Origin of the sequence: Burkholderia sp. BKH01 (assembly GCF_025685725.1) — a bacterium.
Lineage (GTDB): Bacteria > Pseudomonadota > Gammaproteobacteria > Burkholderiales > Burkholderiaceae > Burkholderia > Burkholderia pyrrocinia_C.
Window position 1 is genome coordinate 32,208 of the sequence record NZ_JAOTQT010000004.1, and the last position, 15,876, is coordinate 48,083.

General features: G+C 61.4%; 12 protein-coding genes. 5 read left to right on the top strand and 7 right to left on the bottom strand.

Annotated elements, in window-relative coordinates; translation table 11 throughout:
- Positions 1 to 312: 312 nt before the first annotated feature.
- Both OEJ37_RS07975 and OEJ37_RS07980 read right to left on the bottom strand, forming a co-directional pair.
- Positions 313 to 1,254: a LysR family transcriptional regulator gene (locus OEJ37_RS07975; protein ID WP_174419493.1), complete on the bottom strand. Its 942-nt coding sequence runs from the start codon at positions 1,252 to 1,254 to the stop codon at positions 313 to 315.
- A 299-nt stretch (positions 1,255 to 1,553) separates the two neighbouring features.
- A complete protein-coding gene (locus tag OEJ37_RS07980) occupies positions 1,554 to 2,852 on the bottom strand; it encodes an adenylosuccinate synthase (protein ID WP_263343893.1) in 1,299 nt (432 codons plus the stop codon).
- Between the two features lie 140 nt (positions 2,853 to 2,992).
- Here OEJ37_RS07980 and gcvA point away from each other — a divergent pair, with 140 nt between their 5' ends.
- On the top strand, positions 2,993 to 3,898 hold the full coding sequence (gcvA, locus tag OEJ37_RS07985; protein WP_174419495.1) for a transcriptional regulator GcvA: 906 nt from the start codon (positions 2,993 to 2,995) through the stop codon (positions 3,896 to 3,898).
- A gap of 179 nt (positions 3,899 to 4,077) precedes the next feature.
- On the opposite strand, the gene OEJ37_RS07990 is transcribed toward gcvA, so the two are convergent.
- Positions 4,078 to 4,389, bottom strand: coding sequence for a DUF4148 domain-containing protein (locus OEJ37_RS07990; protein WP_152863364.1), 312 nt, complete (start codon positions 4,387 to 4,389; stop codon positions 4,078 to 4,080).
- Between the two features lie 300 nt (positions 4,390 to 4,689).
- On the opposite strand from OEJ37_RS07990, the gene OEJ37_RS07995 reads away from it, so the two are divergent.
- Both OEJ37_RS07995 and OEJ37_RS08000 read left to right on the top strand, forming a co-directional pair.
- Entirely contained in the window at positions 4,690 to 4,938 is a 249-nt protein-coding gene (locus tag OEJ37_RS07995; RefSeq protein ID WP_263343894.1) for a hypothetical protein, read from the top strand.
- Positions 4,939 to 6,975: 2,037 nt separating this feature from the next.
- Positions 6,976 to 8,292: a replication initiation protein gene (locus OEJ37_RS08000; protein ID WP_072440344.1), complete on the top strand. Its 1,317-nt coding sequence runs from the start codon at positions 6,976 to 6,978 to the stop codon at positions 8,290 to 8,292.
- Positions 8,293 to 8,385: 93 nt separating this feature from the next.
- Here the strand turns inward: OEJ37_RS08000 and OEJ37_RS08005 are convergent, their stop codons facing one another.
- The 3 genes from OEJ37_RS08005 to OEJ37_RS08015 all read right to left on the bottom strand — a co-directional run bounded on the left by OEJ37_RS08005 (position 8,386) and on the right by OEJ37_RS08015 (position 13,244).
- Complete coding sequence (locus tag OEJ37_RS08005; protein ID WP_263343896.1) at positions 8,386 to 9,414, bottom strand: ParB/RepB/Spo0J family partition protein; 1,029 nt, start codon at positions 9,412 to 9,414, stop codon at positions 8,386 to 8,388.
- On the bottom strand, positions 9,407 to 10,102 hold the full coding sequence (locus OEJ37_RS08010; protein ID WP_006759638.1) for a ParA family protein: 696 nt from the start codon (positions 10,100 to 10,102) through the stop codon (positions 9,407 to 9,409). The genes OEJ37_RS08005 and OEJ37_RS08010 overlap by 8 nt, the downstream gene beginning before the upstream one ends.
- Positions 10,103 to 12,116: 2,014 nt before the next feature.
- Complete coding sequence (locus tag OEJ37_RS08015) at positions 12,117 to 13,244, bottom strand: MBL fold metallo-hydrolase (protein ID WP_263344151.1); 1,128 nt, start codon at positions 13,242 to 13,244, stop codon at positions 12,117 to 12,119.
- Between the two features lie 82 nt (positions 13,245 to 13,326).
- Between OEJ37_RS08015 and OEJ37_RS08020 the strand changes: the two genes are divergently transcribed.
- Together OEJ37_RS08020 and OEJ37_RS08025 are read left to right on the top strand one after the other, a co-directional pair.
- Positions 13,327 to 13,980: a TetR/AcrR family transcriptional regulator gene (locus tag OEJ37_RS08020; RefSeq protein WP_174419499.1), complete on the top strand. Its 654-nt coding sequence runs from the start codon at positions 13,327 to 13,329 to the stop codon at positions 13,978 to 13,980.
- A 189-nt stretch (positions 13,981 to 14,169) separates the two neighbouring features.
- Positions 14,170 to 14,661, top strand: a complete 492-nt coding sequence (locus tag OEJ37_RS08025; RefSeq protein ID WP_034182550.1) for a flavodoxin family protein — start codon at positions 14,170 to 14,172, stop codon at positions 14,659 to 14,661.
- Between the two features lie 98 nt (positions 14,662 to 14,759).
- Here OEJ37_RS08025 and OEJ37_RS08030 read toward each other — a convergent pair whose 3' ends face one another.
- The gene (locus OEJ37_RS08030; RefSeq protein WP_175919880.1) at positions 14,760 to 15,344 is read right to left on the bottom strand and encodes a DUF2889 domain-containing protein; all 585 of its coding nucleotides are present in this window, start codon (positions 15,342 to 15,344) and stop codon (positions 14,760 to 14,762) included.
- Between the last annotated feature and the right edge of the window lie 532 nt (positions 15,345 to 15,876).

Below are 15,876 nucleotides of genomic sequence, written 5' to 3' on the forward strand. Positions count from 1 at the left end.
CCGGTCGTACGTGTGCCCGCTTCCGGACGACGTCGCGCTGCCGTTCCGCCGTTGAACGAATACCGGGCCGGCTGCGCCGTCACGCGAACGCGATGAAGCGGGTCGAACCGAAGCTAGGAGGTTGGCGCCGCGCATCGAATCAACGAGGTTCGATATCGAAAGCAAGCGTTTTCATAAGGACGTGCCGGTTGCCGGGGCGTCGTTTTCCGGGTCGATCGCGAATACGTCGTCAACACCTGCCATAAAGCCAGTAATACTGATTATTTTATTGTCCAGTGCAAACCGTCGTACACATACAGTGGCGGTGCAGACTCAGGATTTGCAGGACGCGTTCAGCGCGGCCTCGTCGGCGGACAGCATTTCGGGCACGCATTCGCGCAGGAAATCGATGAACGTGCGGATCTTCGCATCGAGATACTGACGCGACGCGTACAGCGTGTAGACCGTCAGCTTCTGCAACCGGTATTCAGGCAGCACACGCACCAGCGCACCGCTCGCGAGCGCGGGCAGTGCGGACGACATCGGCAGCGAGCCGATCCCGAGGCCGGCGCGCAGTGCGGCACCCAGCGCATCGGCGATGTTCACCTGGAAATCGGGTAACGGCAGATCGAACGTCTCGTGGCCGTCCGGGCCGTCGAGATGCCAGCGATCGCGCGGAAACACCGGCGTGACGATCTGCAGGCACGCATGCCCTTCGAGTTCGCGCACCGTGCGCGGCGTGCCGCGCTCGTTCAGATACGCGGGCGACGCGCACAACACGCTGTGCACCTCGCCGAGCCGCTGCGACACGAGCCCCGAATCGGGCAGCTCCGTCGTGCTCAACTGCAGCGACACGTCGTAACCTTCGTCGATGATGTCGGGCACGTGCTGCGACAGCGTCAGCTCGACCGCTACCGACGGATAGCGCTGCCGGTAGCGCACGACCGCGGGCACCACATAGGCCTGGCCGAAACTCGTCGTTGCGTGAACGTGCAGCCGTCCGGACGGCTTAGCCTGTGCGTCCGCCGCCTCTGCTTCCGCTTCGTCGATATAACCAAGGATGCGCTGGCAACGATCGAGATAGCGCTGCCCGGCGTCGGTCAACGCGATGCGGCGCGTGCTGCGGTTGAGCAAACGCGTGCGCAGATGCGTTTCGAGCTGCGCGACCGAACGCGATGCGTACGCCGTCGTGATGTCCAGGCGTTGGGCCGCGCTCGTGAAGCTGCCCTCCTCCGCGACCCGGACGAAAATGCGCATCATCTGTAACGTGTCCATCGACCTGTCCCCGGGATTGAGATCACGGCGCACCGCCGCGCGGCCGTGATGCCGGCGGCTCCGGCGCGGGCCGGTCTGGCGCGAAGTGTGCGGAACAGTACAGCAGCGCTGCGGGCGTGTCCAGTTCGCTGTGTGCGGCGTGATCCGGACGCCGAATCGTGTCGCCGAGCCGACCTTCGCGCCGCGTCCGGGCCGCGCGTGTACGCGATTGAACGGGCCGGCACGCGACAGGCATCGGGGCGGCAAAAACTACCCGGCGACCACGATGCCGATCCACGATTTACGCCGTGGGCAGCACGTTACGCGGCGGCGGCCGCATCGAACGGATTACGCAACACGATCGTGTCGTCGCGCTCCGCACCGGTCGTGATCATCGATACCGGCGCCCCCGCGACCGCTTCGATGCGCGCAATGAAATCCTGCGCGGCGCGCGGCAGCGCCGCACGCTCGCGTACGCCCTTCACGGTGCCATGCCAGCCGTCGAACCGTTCGTAGACCGGCTTCGCGCGCGACTGCACATCGAGGCTTGCGGGCAGATGGTCGACCCGCGCGCCGTCGAGTTCGTAGCCGACGCACAGCTCGATCGACTCGAAGCCGTCGAGCACGTCGAGCTTGGTGAGCGCCAGCGAATCGATGCCAGAGATTCTGACCGCCTGGCGCAACTGTGCTGCATCGAGCCATCCGCAGCGTCGCGGCCGGCCGGTGTTGACGCCGAATTCCTGCCCGCGCGCACGCAGCGTTTCGCCGGTTGCGTCGGTCAGCTCGGTGAGGAACGGGCCGCCGCCGACACGCGTCGCATACGCCTTGGTCACGCCCAGCACGTGGCCGAGCTTCGACGCGCCGAGGCCCGTGCCGGCCGCCGCCGCCGATGCGACGGTGCCCGACGACGTCACGAACGGATACGTGCCCCAGTCGATGTCCAGCATCACGGCCTGCGAACCCTCGAACAGGATGCGCTCGCCGCGATCGGTCGCGTCGTTGAGATCGGCCCAGACGGGACGCACGAACGGCAGGATCTTCGGCGCGAGGTCGACGAGCTTCGCCAGCATCGCGTCGCGCGAACATTCGTCGAGCCCCAGGCCACGGAACCACGCGTTGTGATGGTCGACGAGCACGTCGAGCTTGTCGGCAAGCCGGCCGGGTTCCGCGAGATCGCCGACGCGCAGCCCGCGGCGCCCGACCTTGTCCTCGTACGCCGGCCCGATCCCGCGCAGCGTGGTACCGATCGGTTCGCGGCGCAGGCGCTCCTGCGCTTGGTCGATCGCGCGGTGAATCGGCAGCACCAGCGTCGCGTTCTCGGCGATCGACAGGTTGTCCGGCGTCACCGACAACCCGAGCTCGGCCATCCGCGCGATCTCCGCGAGCAGCGCTTCCGGATCGAGCGCCACGCCGTTGCCGATCACGCCGCGCTTGCCGCGCACGATGCCGCTCGGCAGCAGCGCAAGCTTGTACGTCTTGCCGCCGACGACCAGCGTATGACCCGCGTTGTGGCCGCCGTTGTAGCGTGCGACCAGGTCGGCCAGAGCCGCCAACCAGTCCACGACGCGCCCCTTGCCTTCGTCGCCCCATTGGGCACCCACGACCACCACGTTCGGCATGCTCCGCACTCCATGTGAGAAATTCAGACATTCGTTCGGCCGAGCCGGCCGTTTGTGTGCCATATTGGCGGAGCTGGACCGCCCGATCAAACGATTAAACCTGAACCGTCGCGTGAGTAAATGTCACGCGAAACGACACAATGGCTCGACGTCTCCCACCGTTGAATTCGCTGCGCGCGTTCGAAGCAGCCGCTCGACTCGGCAGCTTCACGCTTGCCGCCGACGAGCTGTGCGTGACGCACGGCGCGATCAGCCGGCACGTGCAGCAACTGGAGGGGTGGCTCGGACGGCCGCTATTCGAACGCCACAACCGGCGCGTCGAATTGACCGACGCCGGCCGCGCGTATCTCGCGGAGGTCGGCGCATCGTTCGACCGGATCGCGCTCGCCACCGCGCAACACTTCGGCCACGCGCAGCAGCGCGTGTTGCGCGTCAGCGCGCCCGCGACGTTTTCGTTGCGCTGGCTGGTGCCGAAGCTGTCGTCGTTCCAGGTCGCCCATCCGACGATCGAGGTGCGGCTGTCGACGTCGAACGAGCCGATCGAGAAACTGCGCGACAAGGTCGACCTGATCGTTCGAGGAGGCCCGCAGGCCATCGACGGTTACGTCGCGGAGGAATTCCTGTCCGAAGTCCGATTGCCGGTGTGTGCGCCGAAGCTGCTGGAGGGCCGGCCGTTGCATACGCCCGCCGATCTCGCCGGCTTCACGCTGCTGCATGCGGCGACCTATCCCGGCATGTGGCCAGAATGGCTCGCGGCGGCCGGGCATCCGAATCTCGTGCCGCGACACTCGCTCACGCTCGAGCATTTCTACCTGACGCTGCAAGGCGCACTCGACGGGCTCGGCGTCGCGATGGGGCCGATCGCGCTCGTCGCGGACGACATCGCCGAAGGCCGGCTCGTGCAGCCGTTCAGCGAACCGGCGCTGCCGCCGTGGCGCTACTTCACGTACGTGGCATCCGCGCGCGCGGCCGACGATGCGGTGCGTGCATTCAAGGACTGGCTGAAGGTGACGGGGAGCGCAGCCGCATCGGGCGCGCGGCACTGACCGTATCGACCTGCCGGTCATGTCCGCCATTAAATGCAGGATTCCGAATCAAATGGCACAAATGCGCGGATCGGGTTTGCGCTCGTTCATGAGCGGCATTCTGCTTTTGACGTGCATCGCGTGACCGCGATGCACGCGGCAAGCCGCGGATCGAACCGCGGCTTGCCGCCGAACGACGCTTACTGGCTTGCGCCGGCGGCCTTCTTCTCCGCATTCTGCAGGTTCTGCGGATAGTTCGGGTCGTTGGCCGCAGGCTTGTAACCGGCGTCTTCGAGCTTCTTCAGCTCGGCGGTGTTTTTCGCGCGCGCAGCCTTGCGCTCCGCTTTGTGTTGAGCCCTGGCCGCCTTGCGTGCCTGGCTCTTCGCCGCCTTGGCGTCCTGTGCAGCAGGCGCGCTGGCGGCTTCGGTCTGGGCAAATGCAGGAACTGCAGAGCCGAACAGGAACGCGGCTGCGGTAGCAGCCAGCGTGAGTTTTCTGATCTGGATTCGCATCGCTGAACTCTCTTTTCTGATGATTATCACGGTTTGAAAGACCATCGAGATACCGCCCCTGTCCTGATCGGTCGTCATGTCGCGATCGGGACCTGTGCATCATAACCGCGTCGTGAAAAATGTGGCGCCAACGTGCAAACGGCGTTGGGGATACACGTATGGGAGAACACGCCGGCGTCGCTCTACCGTCGCGCGGAGCAAGCAGGGACGCTACATCGCGTTTCGGTGCGCATGAAGATCGCGTGGTCGACGCAGTGGAAACCTCGGACGTACAGCACGCTTCGGTGAACAGGATCGATCATGCGGGGTGACATTCGTGCCGTCGTGTCTTGCCCGCCTGCCGACGGCTGTTTCATGGGTGGTGTCAGCGACACGCGGATGCTAGACGTGATCTTCATCACACGAAGTGCGATCACCGCAGCCATTGTCGATCTGTGCGCAACGTTGTCGCCCGATCCGGCTCGAGCGACGGTTTCTCCCATAAACGACCACGATTCGGTTCGTCCGATGATCGATGCAATCGTCTTGCATCGCCACACCAGGCGGTGAACCGTTGCGGAACCGGTCGCGGCACCGTGACGTGCATGGTTACCTTGGCCGGTGAAGCGCATCGTCTTCTGGTGTGAAGTGAATGACGAATTGGGCAGACGCTCCGCGTAGGGTGAAGACGTCGGCTGGGACCACCTCACGAATGCACGGAGGGAGCCGCACACACGTTGCGCGTAGCGTTGATGCCGCGGCAACGCTTGTCAGTCCGCCCGACTCTGCTCGGAAGCACTTCAGGCAACACGCGCGCGCCACAGATTTTTCATTCGATGATTTTGGCCGTCGAGTATCTCGTGCCGATGCCACGGCTGCACAGCCTCCATACACCTGTGGCGCGCCTCATCGGTGAGCTTTTACGGGATCCGGGGATTTTGACGGTGAGGATGTTCGGGATCGTTGTCCGAATTCGATTGCGGTGAGCTTCTTTAACGACCGCATCTTCACGTTGGCTTGCAACTTTCACGAGATCGGCCCGGGAACCGGCGACTTGTGCAGATCACAGGAGCGAGGCGACTCTTGCTTCCGCGAGGCTGTACTGGCCTCTCGTTGCCCTCCAGGGGCACAGCATTGCTCTTCGGTCGACCCAAAGGTAGAAAGTCGCGGGGCCTCGGGGTGGCAAAGCAAGCGCCGTTCATTTCCCCTGAGCACAGGCCACGGGTTAAATATGACGAGAAGCGTCGATAGCCGATCGGCAAAAAACTTGTCCACAGACCGGGAAGCATGAGTACAAAAAACCATTCGCGTGCCGTCCAGGATGATTTCGAACTGCCGCGGGTAAAAATGATGACGCCCCTGCGTTCGGTTGCTGATCCGATTTGCCTGTCGATCACAGGAACGGGGGGCGTCACGACCCGGGCTTTTCGGTCCCATAGACGGGAACCTGAACACGGAAATCGGTGATATCTGCCCGATTTCCTCCCATAGGTTTCTACTTTTAGTGTTTGTGAGTAGGCGCTCACCTCTCCGGGAAGCCTTGTCGGGCCTGGATCCTTGACCGTGCGAGGCGCCAAACCGCTGCACAGGAGGTCTGGATCGAAGGATCGCGGTACCCGGTGGACCACGGACGGATCCCATGGGTAGCGGTTTATGGGGCTTGTCTTTCTGTGGCAGCACACGTGTGTTTACATCTTTGGTAAACCACGTTTACTTCTTTAACTACTTTTAGACGGCTCACAGCCTTATTCCACAAGGGTTTGACCGGTGTTCGGTACCCATTTATGGGAGCACAGGTGGAAGGGTCTGGGGTTTCAGGTCTGTGGATTTGGGGTTTTGGGTACCGCGCTGTGGGGAAACGGGGCTGTGGATATGGGGCGTGCGTACCCGGTTATGGGAAATCAGCCCGGAAACAAGTTGGGTAGTCGTCTATGGGAACGCTGACAGGTAGCCGGTTATGGGGCGTTTTTTTTGATCCGTAAATACTTGCGTGCACAGGGTTTTTCTTCGGGTAGTCGTTTATGGTGTCTCTCGATGGTACCCGTTTATGGGTGATCTATCGGGTCGCTCGATCGTGTTTCACCGGGGCCCCGTTGCTGGCTGCTCCCATAGGCAGGATCGATGCCGCGGACAGGTAACCTTTTATGGGGAAACCAAATGGTTGCCGCTTATGGGAGCGATTTCTTCCTTCGGGGCCGTGAGTAAAGCAATCGTCCATGTCGAAGGCTGTCGACAGGTAGCCTTCCATGGGAGTCGATGAAGGTAGCAAGTTATGGGAGCAAAACGGCCGCGTGCTGCGAGGCACCACGAATCCGGGCGTCGATCGAGATTCCGCTTGTTTGCCCCCATGGATGGGTACCTTCCCTGGGGCAAATCTCGTGCCGGGTTTCTGTATCCGAACACGTAAGGTAGCTTCTTCTGGGAGGTTTTTTGGCCAAAAGGTAGATGGATATGGGGCTCCACGCAGATTGCTTCATCATGAATTTCCCTTTTTTATCTGAAGCTTAGCCGTGATATTGCAAGTAATGCAGGAGCAAGGACGTTGCCCCGCGGCGTGAAAAGGTATAAAGTCCGCTCTCAACAAGGTCACCTTATCCGGACATCACGATGCCGCGCAAGCCCGCAAGCAAAGGCTCAGACAAACAGGTTTCACTGTTTCAGACACCGGAGCCTCCCGACTTGCTGCGCAAGGCGGTCCAGGCGATTCATATCGCGCCCAAGTCGGGAAAGATCGGTCTGCAGCAGCGCAAGATGTTCAGTTCGCTGATCAAGAACGCGCTTCGGCAGGAGGCGTTCGAGCCGGGCCGGACGAGCTTCTCGATCTCGATCGCCTCGCTTTCGCACGAGAGCGGGTTGAACAGCAACAACACGAAGTACGTGAAGGACACGGTCAACTCGCTGATCAGTACCGTCGTCAACTGGGACTACCTGGCCGCGGACCGTTCGACGGTCTGGAAAGCGTCGGGCCTGCTCGCGGGCGCGGAGCTCGAGCAATCGGTGCTGAAGTACAGCTTCTCCGACCAGATTCGCAGCGAGTTGCTCAATCCGGAAATCTACGCGCTGATCGACATGCGGATCGCCCGCGAATTCCGGCGCTCGCACTCGCTCGCGCTGTGGGAAAACACCGTGCGCTACGAAGGGATCGGCATCACCGCGAAGATTCCGTTGCCGAAATTCCGTGACCTCATTCTTGGCCAGGACAAGGCGTCGCAGTCGTACAAGGAATACAAGCTGTTCAAGAGCAAGGTCCTGGTGCCGTGTATTCAGGAGGTGAACGAAGTATCGGATCACACGCTCGAGCTGATCGAACACAAGTCCGGCCGCAGCGTGGAAGCCGTTCAGTTCAAGGTGACGCGCAAGCAGAGTGCCGATACGGTCGAAGACGGCGACGTCAAGAACGAAGCGCTGGTCGAGGAGGTCGCGAAGTTCGGCATTCCGCGTTCGGAAGCCCGCCGGCTGATCACGCAATACGGCGTGCAGCGCATCAAGGCGGCGATTGCCTATACGCTCAATCGGACTACGAAGAAGAACGCGGCGCCGGTCGACAACGTGGCCGCGTACTTCCGCAAGGCGCTGACGCACGGCTACACGCTGGCCGACGGGCAGGGAACCGAAGCGGCCGCACCGGCGAAGGAATCCGCGCAGAGCAAGCAGGAGCAGATTCGCGACAAATATCTGGCGGCGAAGGTCGAGGAAGCCGGCGCGTATTTCCGCGAGCTGGAGATCGACGACCAGACCAAGCTGATCGATCGCTACAACGAGACGGTGGCGGGCTCGAAAGATCTCACGCTGTCGCCGAAGAAGAAGGCGAGCAAGCTTGCGCAGACCAGCTTCTTCCGATGGCTGGCGCTGGATACCTGGGGCGAACCGACTTCGGACGACCTGCTGGAATTCCTGCTCAAAAGCAGTCTCGCAAGCAACTGAACAAGGCCTCACAACCGGGGGAGCGTCGTGTACCGGACTTCGTCGTCTGGTTTCGCGGCGCAACGCGGATGCGAGGCCTTTTGCTTGGGCGCGTTATTTTTGCGTGACGGCCGCCAGCTCGGCGACGTAGGCATCGATGACGGTCTTGAGCTTGTCGGCGAGCGCTTCCTGGTGGGACGTGTCGACTCCCTTGAGCTGCAGGTCCAGACGCCCGTCCGGGTAGGTCTTCAACTGGCCGATCGCTCGCGTTTCGAGCGCGAAGTCGTGACGAACGCTGTAGCGCGTGCGCCCCGCTTTCTTGTTGTCGTCGCTCTGCGCACGCAGGAAATTCTCGAGATCGCGGACCGATTTCTTCCGGTCGATCACGGCCGTGAGCAGCCGGTCGGCCGTCGGTTCGCCCAGGCGCTCGAAGATCAGCTTCAGGAAGTACGCTGCCTGCAGGCCGACCACGTCGTTCGCGCTGGCCATCCGCTCCAGCAGCGTGTTGGGCAGTGCGTTGAGCGACAGCGTCTTGCTGATCGATGCCTTGTCCTTGCCGATCTTCTCCGCCAGCGTGTTCTGGTCCGGAAAGACCTTCTCGTCGAGGAGACGCTTCCATGCGACCGCATCGTCGAAGATCGTCTGGCGTTCGTGATCGTGGTTGGCCCGATACGCGATCGTATAGAGCTGCTCGGGCGTGTGGTCCGTGCGGAACGTGGCGTTGATGGTTTCGTCGCCGTTGATGCTCGTCGCGCGCAGCCGGCGTTGCCCGTCGATCACGACGAGCTTGCCGGGAAACTCCGGGAGCCGCGTGACCTTGATCGGCTCGATCTGCCCTTCCCGTTTCAACGTCAGTGCGAGCTCGTGCAGGCTCGACTCCGAATAGAACACGCGCGGGTTGAACGGGTTCGGGATGCAGTCCTTGACCAGCACCTTCTGCGGCGCGCCAAGATCCGAGATGCCTGCGGGTGCGGCCGCGGCCGGGGGCACGGCAGGCGCCGCGTCGACGACGTTCGGCGCAGCCGGCGGCTCGGGCAAGCGGGTTTCCAGTGCGGCGTTTTCCTGCGCGAGCCCGCGCAACAGGCCGGCCGCGAGATGCAGGTTGCCGGTCGGCTTCTTGTCTTTCGATGTGTCCTTAGCCATGGGCGGCTCCGGTAGCGCGCGTCGACGCGATGTATTGGGCCATTTCCGTGACCAGCCTTTCGATTTCCGCACGGGCTTCCTTCAGCCCCTTCAGGTATCGATTGTGATGATGGATCGTGGTGCCGAGTGCGAATGTCTGACGGTAGACCTCGCGTTGCGCGATCTGGCTGTCGAGCAAATGCTCCCCAATTTCTTCAGCCCTTAGAATTTTTAAAATCTCTTCACGCATTTTAGTTTTTCCATTAACACTATTCAGCATTAATGCGGAAGAAAGATTCGGGTTACGAACGGCTCGCATCGACTCGATCATGCGAATCATCGCGACGGTGCTGTACAGGTCCGCCGGCGATGGTGACAGCGGCACGAGGCAGAAGTCTGCGACTTCGAGCACGGACGCGATGCGCGGATCTTCGAGGTTGCCCGGACAGTCGACGACGATCACGTCGAAGTTCGCGTCCTGCTTCTTGATTTCGCCGCCGATGCCGCGACCGGCGGGGGCCAGTGACAGGACCGTCATCGGCAATGTGTTTTCGCCGCTCGTCACCCATCGGACGGAAGTGCCTTGAGGGTCGGCATCGATCAGCGCGACCTTGTTGCCGCCGGCCTCGAACGCAGCCGCGATATTGACGGAGATGGTTGTCTTTCCAGTACCACCTTTTTGATTACTGACGGCGATCTTGAAAGCCATTAAATTCCTCCAAGGAGTTTTGCGTAATATATTCAGTTGTTACCAAAATGTCCAGAAAAGTGTTCGACGTGACGCATGTCTTGGAGATTCTTGTGGTTGTCACGTGACAAGTAGGTCGAACGGCTAGTGAGTCGTTTTTGTTTAGTGATCGAGTAAAAATAAAATTGCCGACAACAAGCATGAGGAATGTACAAATATCTGAAGGAAATTCGACTGGCTTTGGTATCGATGATGAGGCTCAATCGTAGAGATTGGTGGGACGGCAATGCCCCTGGTTCCAACAGAATCCGCTGCGAATCTGATTGGCCTAGTTCGTGGATGTCACCGAAATGCGTAGTTGTCACGTGACAAGTCGCCAGAAAATGGTCATGGTCGGTGTTATTCGCTGACAGGAAGATCTCGATTCGATCGAGATGTGCGTTTCGGTTGTCGCTATCAGCGCGTGACAGGCAAGCTTGTGGCTGGGCCGATTGCTTGCCTGTGGGTGAGTTGTCACGTGACAAGCGACTTAGGATGTAACGCAACGGCGTTGCTAACTTCTCGAAACGGTTTTGATCGGTCAAATCAGGATGCACTAAGCGGATCAAAGCGGAGCGAATTTATAAGTGGTGTCTGTCGATACACCCAGTTGGGATATGTGCTGTCCGAGAAGTTGTCACGTGACAACAAAGGCAGTCCGAACATCACGGAAAACGGCAGGACGGCCGTCGCAGTCGTCAGAGACAAGTGTCTTCGCCGATGATTGAGGCGGCATTCGTCTTGGCTGTCGGGGCCGATGGCGGTGATGCTCCGGCATTCTCGTGGTGGCTGCATGCCTTGATCGTCTGGTGAGCCACGCTCAAGCGCAGACGATTATTGGTGTGTTCGATGTGTCCCTATTTAATGAGGTGATCCTCGCCGTCTTGGTGCGTGCATAGTCCGGCAGGGAAGGGGAGCGAGGTTCGCTGTATCTTCCAGAGCTACAGCCGGCGCGATGCGGTATCCATTAGCAGCCATGACGACGGACGGAACAGGAATGAAGGCAAATCCGTACGCCAAAGGCCGCCTGCCGGTTCAAACAAGTCGAATCGTGAAACATTCGCAAAAAAATGGGGTGTTGCCGGAAATCCTTGTCCAGCAATGGCTTGCGCAATATTCTTCATGTTGTTTCACGCAAAACGCACGCGATCCTCTCTGGAATTGGGGGCGCATGAATTTTCCATGCGCTACTGACACAGCGAGGAGTCAGTAAATGAATTCCGTCTCATTTGATACGTAATTGGTGGTTTTCAATACATATCGTACCGAGTGCTACCGTAGACAACATCCAATGAGTGTCGGTCCGTTGCGTGACGATCACCCGTCAAGTCACTGATCTGATGTCCCGCGCTAACATTCAACGCGAGTTGTCACGTGACAACGCTTTTCACCGATCGCGCGATACAACGGGCTGTGGAATTTGGGGAGCCGACCGACAGCTCATCTGCCGTTGCAAATCGGTTGAACAGCAAGGTCGGATCTATTCTTCTGCGGGCTCATGTCGCTGAGCTGGTGGAAGTAATGATGGAAGACCGAGCCGCTTATCTAAACTTGCGTGCTAACCGATCGACTCGTAACGACCTGTCGAGCAGAACGCGGTTGAAGTGGTCGATATAAGGTCAGCGCCTTCGAATTACCCGATTCTTGCCCTGAACGAGGAGGCCAAAGCCGTGGGCGATCATGCTGCCTATCGGCTGGGTAGGCGCTTTCCTTCGATGGAAACGCAGATTCGAAAGGGCATCAGCTAGGCATTCAACGGTTTCGGACGAATTGGCAGATGCGACCCGCCGGCATTTGCCGAAGCCCGCTGTCGCGGTTGGTCGAGCGGAGCCCCGTATTGTTGAATGAAGATATCAGGCTGGCGTCGCGTGCATCATTTCCGATTCAGGTGATCGGATCTGCAGACAAGCCGCCAACGTACAGATGCCCCGAAACGCCATGGCCGGAAACGCGGTGCCGCCGCGCTTCCAAACGAAAGACGTAACGAGAGGCGAACCTATTTCGTCGCTTGCGACGCGCAAAACTGCCGCCGACGCGGTTTTGTTGTTGCAGGCGCCTTCGCGTGCTCGTCTACCGTGCGCCACCACCGCTCGCCGCGATGCGGCTCGTCGAGATCGAGGCGCTCGCCCATCCTGGGAGTCGACAGCTCGATGCCGCGCACGATCGACAGCGCCGTTACGCGTTCGAACGGCTCGTGCCAGCGATGCATCGCGAGATCGAACGTACCGTTGTGGATCGGGATCAGCCAACGTCCGCGCAAGTCGATGTGCGCCTGAACGGTTTCTTCCGGCTGCATATGCACGTACGGCCATTGCGCATCGTAAGCACCCGTTTCGATCAGCGTCACGTCAAACGGCCCGAGGCGCTCGCCGATCGTCCGGAAACCGTCGAAGTAGCCCGTGTCGCCGCTGAAGAATACACGCAGATCGTCGTCGACGATGACCCACGACGCCCACAGCGTGCTGTTGCCGTCGAACAGGCTGCGTCCTGAGAAGTGCTGTGCGGGTGTTGCGGTCAGCGTCAGGCCGGCCACGTCCACGCTCTGCCACCAGTCGAGCTGACGGATCTTCGTCGCGTCGATGCCCCAATCGATCAGGCGGTCGCCGACGCCCAGCGTTGTCACGAACACGTCGGTGGTGGCAGCGAGCGCGAGCACCGTGTCACGGTCGAGGTGATCGTAGTGATCGTGCGACAGGATCACGCCGCGCAGCGGCGGAAGATCTTCAAGCGCTATCGGCGGCGCATGGAAGCGCTTGGGGCCAACACTCCGAAACGGCGATGCGCGGTCGGCAAACACGGGATCTGTCAGCCAGAATTCGCCGCGCAGCTTGAGCAGCAGCGTCGAATGGCCGAGCCGGTACAGGCTACGATCGGGCGCCGCGTCAAGCTGTGCGCGGGTCAGCCAATCGACGGGCAGCGCGCCAGCCGGCACGGTATTGCGCGGCTTGTTGAACAGCATCGTCCAGGCGATCCCGAACGTCTTGCCGATACCTTCGACGGGACGCGGCGCGACATTGCTGAAGCGCTCGCCATTGTGCTGCGGCGAACCGCCGGACAGCGCGCGGCCGCGCCTGGCGGCTGCAAAACCCAGAATGCGGTGAATCAAAACGAGAGGCGATGCCATGTCGGTTCGTCCGAAGAAAAAGTGCACTGAGTAGTGTAGTTTATTTCTGGGATAAGTAAACTGACCGGTGTAAAATTTCCATATGGACACCAGCACTCTCCCTCAACGCCTGACCGATCGAAAGCGTGCGGCCATCATCGACGCGGCTATCGAGGAGTTTCTCGCAGCAGGCTACGATGCAACCAGCATGGATCGCATCGCTGCGCGCGCGGGCGTGTCGAAGCGCACGGTCTACAACCACTTTCCCGGCAAGGAAACGTTGTTCGCTGCGATCTTGCACAAGCTGTGGGATGCGACCCAAACCGGTAACTCACCGACTTATCGCGCCGACTTGCCGCTGCGCGAGCAGCTGCTCGCCTTGCTGGACCGCAAATTGCGCCTGCTGAACGACGATGCATTTCTCGCACTCGCGCGTGTCGCGATCGGCGCGGCCATCCATTCTCCGGAGCGTGCGCGCGACATGGTCGAACGCCTCGGCGAGCGCGAGGAAGACCTGACGGTCTGGGTGCGTGCGGCAGCGGCGGCCGGCCGCCTGTCGATCACCGATCCGGTGTTCGCCGCGCATCAGTTGCACGGTGTCGTGAAGGCATTCGCATTCTGGCCGCAGGTGACGATGGGCCAGCCGCCGCTCCCGGCGCCAGAGCAACAGAAAGTCGCGGAATCCGCTGCCGACATGTTTCTCGCGTACTACGCGCGCCCGGACGACGGTGACGCATCACGCGTCGCGCCGGACTGACCGCGCGTCAGGAAGATCGTGTGAGAATCGAATTCGATGCCACGAGCATGATCGATGCGCACACAGCGTCGCCGAACCGCCGAACCGCGAAAGCGAACGCAAAACCGCTCCCTCAAACGTGATGACTGTCCATCCAGCGGAAACCGGCCATACCCCGACCCACCTGAAGCCTGACGCGAGCGACTACGAATGAAGACGCTGTTGATCGTCTATCACACGATGACCGGAGGCACGCAACAGATGGCCGAAGCGGCGGCCGACGCGGCGCGCGAGCAACCCGGCGTCGACGTCAGGCTGCAGCGCGCGGACGCGACGAGCGCAGACGATGTGCTGGCTGCCGACGCATACCTGTTTGCGACGCCCGAGAATCTCGCGTCGATGTCCGGGCTGATGAAGGACTTCTTCGATCGCTGCTATTACGCGGCGCTCGATCGCGTGAACGGCCGTCCGTACGCGGCAATGATCTGCGCGGGAAGCGACGGACAGAACGCGCTGCGCCAGATCGACCGGATCGCGACCGGATGGCGATTGAAGAACGTGGCGCCCGGCCTGATCGTCTGTACTCACGCGCAGACGCCTGAGCGCATCCTCGCGCCAAAGACGATCGACGACGACGATCGTGCGCGCTGCGCCGAACTTGGCGCAGGCCTTGCCGCCGGACTCGCACTGGGCGTCTTCTGATTTCGGACCGGCAGCGTTGGCGCTGGTCCGCGCAGACAACGCACGCATCCATGTGCGTTACCGACCTGCAGACGCCGAACCGGCCGAATGCCGGGACCCTAGCTGTCTTTTGCCGTCGGCTCAGGCCGGTGGTATTCGGGCCAAAGACGTTTCACGAGATCACGCGATGCGCCATACGCATGGCAACTGTCGATCTTGAGCGGCTTGCCTTCGCTGTCGCGGGCGTCGAGCGACGACCGCCGCACACCGACCATCGTCTGATAGGCCGTGGTTGCGACCGGGCCGAGCAATTCCTTCAGATGCGTACACGTATCGCAGGACGGCAGACGCTTGCGAATCTCGCTGTTCCAGCCGGCACCGATGCTCAGTCCGACGAGCGCCTGCAGCGAGTCGCCGCCGCCCGGACACTGTGCATACGGATGCGACCGGATGAACGTGGATACGGCGCGGACGACCATGTCGGCGTCGAAGACCAGCGTCACGCCGAGGTCGTGGATCGGCGACAGCGCAGCGACCGTCCGCGTGCCGCCCGGTGGCGTGAAATCGCTGGTCTTGCGGTCCGCAAGGCAGGCCGTCACTTCGAACAAGCCGTCGCTGCGCCGATAGCCGCGCATGTCGATCTGCCGATGGTGAATCTCCTCGCGCGTGATGCCGTCGTGCGTGATGTCGTGTGGGGGAACCATGTATCCGCTCCGCTTCGTACAACCGGTTCTTTCAGCAGGCAAGAGGGTTGTCGCCGGCCGACCGGGGGGCGCCGCGAGACGGGCCGAGGTACGCTGCCGACGACGTTTACCAGGGCATACTACGCATTTTCCGGCATCTTCGTACGCCACGCGATCGATGCGGACGCAACGAGTCGTGTACCGGGCCGGTGCAATCGATGAGCGTACCGGGATGTCACGACAGGCTGTGCCGATCCATCGCCATGTGCGTCGCATCGCTGCGATCGCGGATTCGCATGCAACCGACGGCGCCGTCCGCGATCCGGAGTCGTCGCCGTGTCAGCGGCGCGCTCGCGCGGCACGAGCGTTTTCGGCTCCGCAATGCGCAACACTACGCGTCGGGTGTCGATCAGCCGCCGCCGCCGGGCCGATCGTGTCGCACGAGGCTGGCCCGATTTCCGATGGAGGCCGTGAACGACGTGACTTCCGGAAACGTATCCATATAATGCGCAACACGGCCGCGCGGACGCATTTTCCGCTCCCTGGATCGGGC

Excerpts from the sequence above, each read along its gene's own strand:
- OEJ37_RS07980 (WP_263343893.1), bottom strand. The coding sequence starts at position 2,852 with ATGCCGAACGTGGTGGTCGTGGGTGCCCAATGGGGCGACGAAGGCAAG.
- OEJ37_RS08025 (WP_034182550.1), top strand. The coding sequence starts at position 14,170 with ATGAAGACGCTGTTGATCGTCTATCACACGATGACCGGAGGCACGCAA.
- OEJ37_RS08015 (WP_263344151.1), bottom strand. The coding sequence starts at position 13,244 with ATGGCATCGCCTCTCGTTTTGATTCACCGCATTCTGGGTTTTGCAGCC.
- OEJ37_RS07990 (WP_152863364.1), bottom strand. The coding sequence starts at position 4,389 with ATGCGAATCCAGATCAGAAAACTCACGCTGGCTGCTACCGCAGCCGCG.
- OEJ37_RS07975 (WP_174419493.1), bottom strand. The coding sequence starts at position 1,254 with ATGGACACGTTACAGATGATGCGCATTTTCGTCCGGGTCGCGGAGGAG.
- OEJ37_RS08005 (WP_263343896.1), bottom strand. The coding sequence starts at position 9,414 with ATGGCTAAGGACACATCGAAAGACAAGAAGCCGACCGGCAACCTGCAT.
- OEJ37_RS08030 (WP_175919880.1), bottom strand. The coding sequence starts at position 15,344 with ATGGTTCCCCCACACGACATCACGCACGACGGCATCACGCGCGAGGAG.
- gcvA (WP_174419495.1), top strand. The coding sequence starts at position 2,993 with ATGGCTCGACGTCTCCCACCGTTGAATTCGCTGCGCGCGTTCGAAGCA.
- OEJ37_RS07995 (WP_263343894.1), top strand. The coding sequence starts at position 4,690 with ATGCGGGGTGACATTCGTGCCGTCGTGTCTTGCCCGCCTGCCGACGGC.
- OEJ37_RS08020 (WP_174419499.1), top strand. The coding sequence starts at position 13,327 with ATGGACACCAGCACTCTCCCTCAACGCCTGACCGATCGAAAGCGTGCG.
- OEJ37_RS08010 (WP_006759638.1), bottom strand. The coding sequence starts at position 10,102 with ATGGCTTTCAAGATCGCCGTCAGTAATCAAAAAGGTGGTACTGGAAAG.
- OEJ37_RS08000 (WP_072440344.1), top strand. The coding sequence starts at position 6,976 with ATGCCGCGCAAGCCCGCAAGCAAAGGCTCAGACAAACAGGTTTCACTG.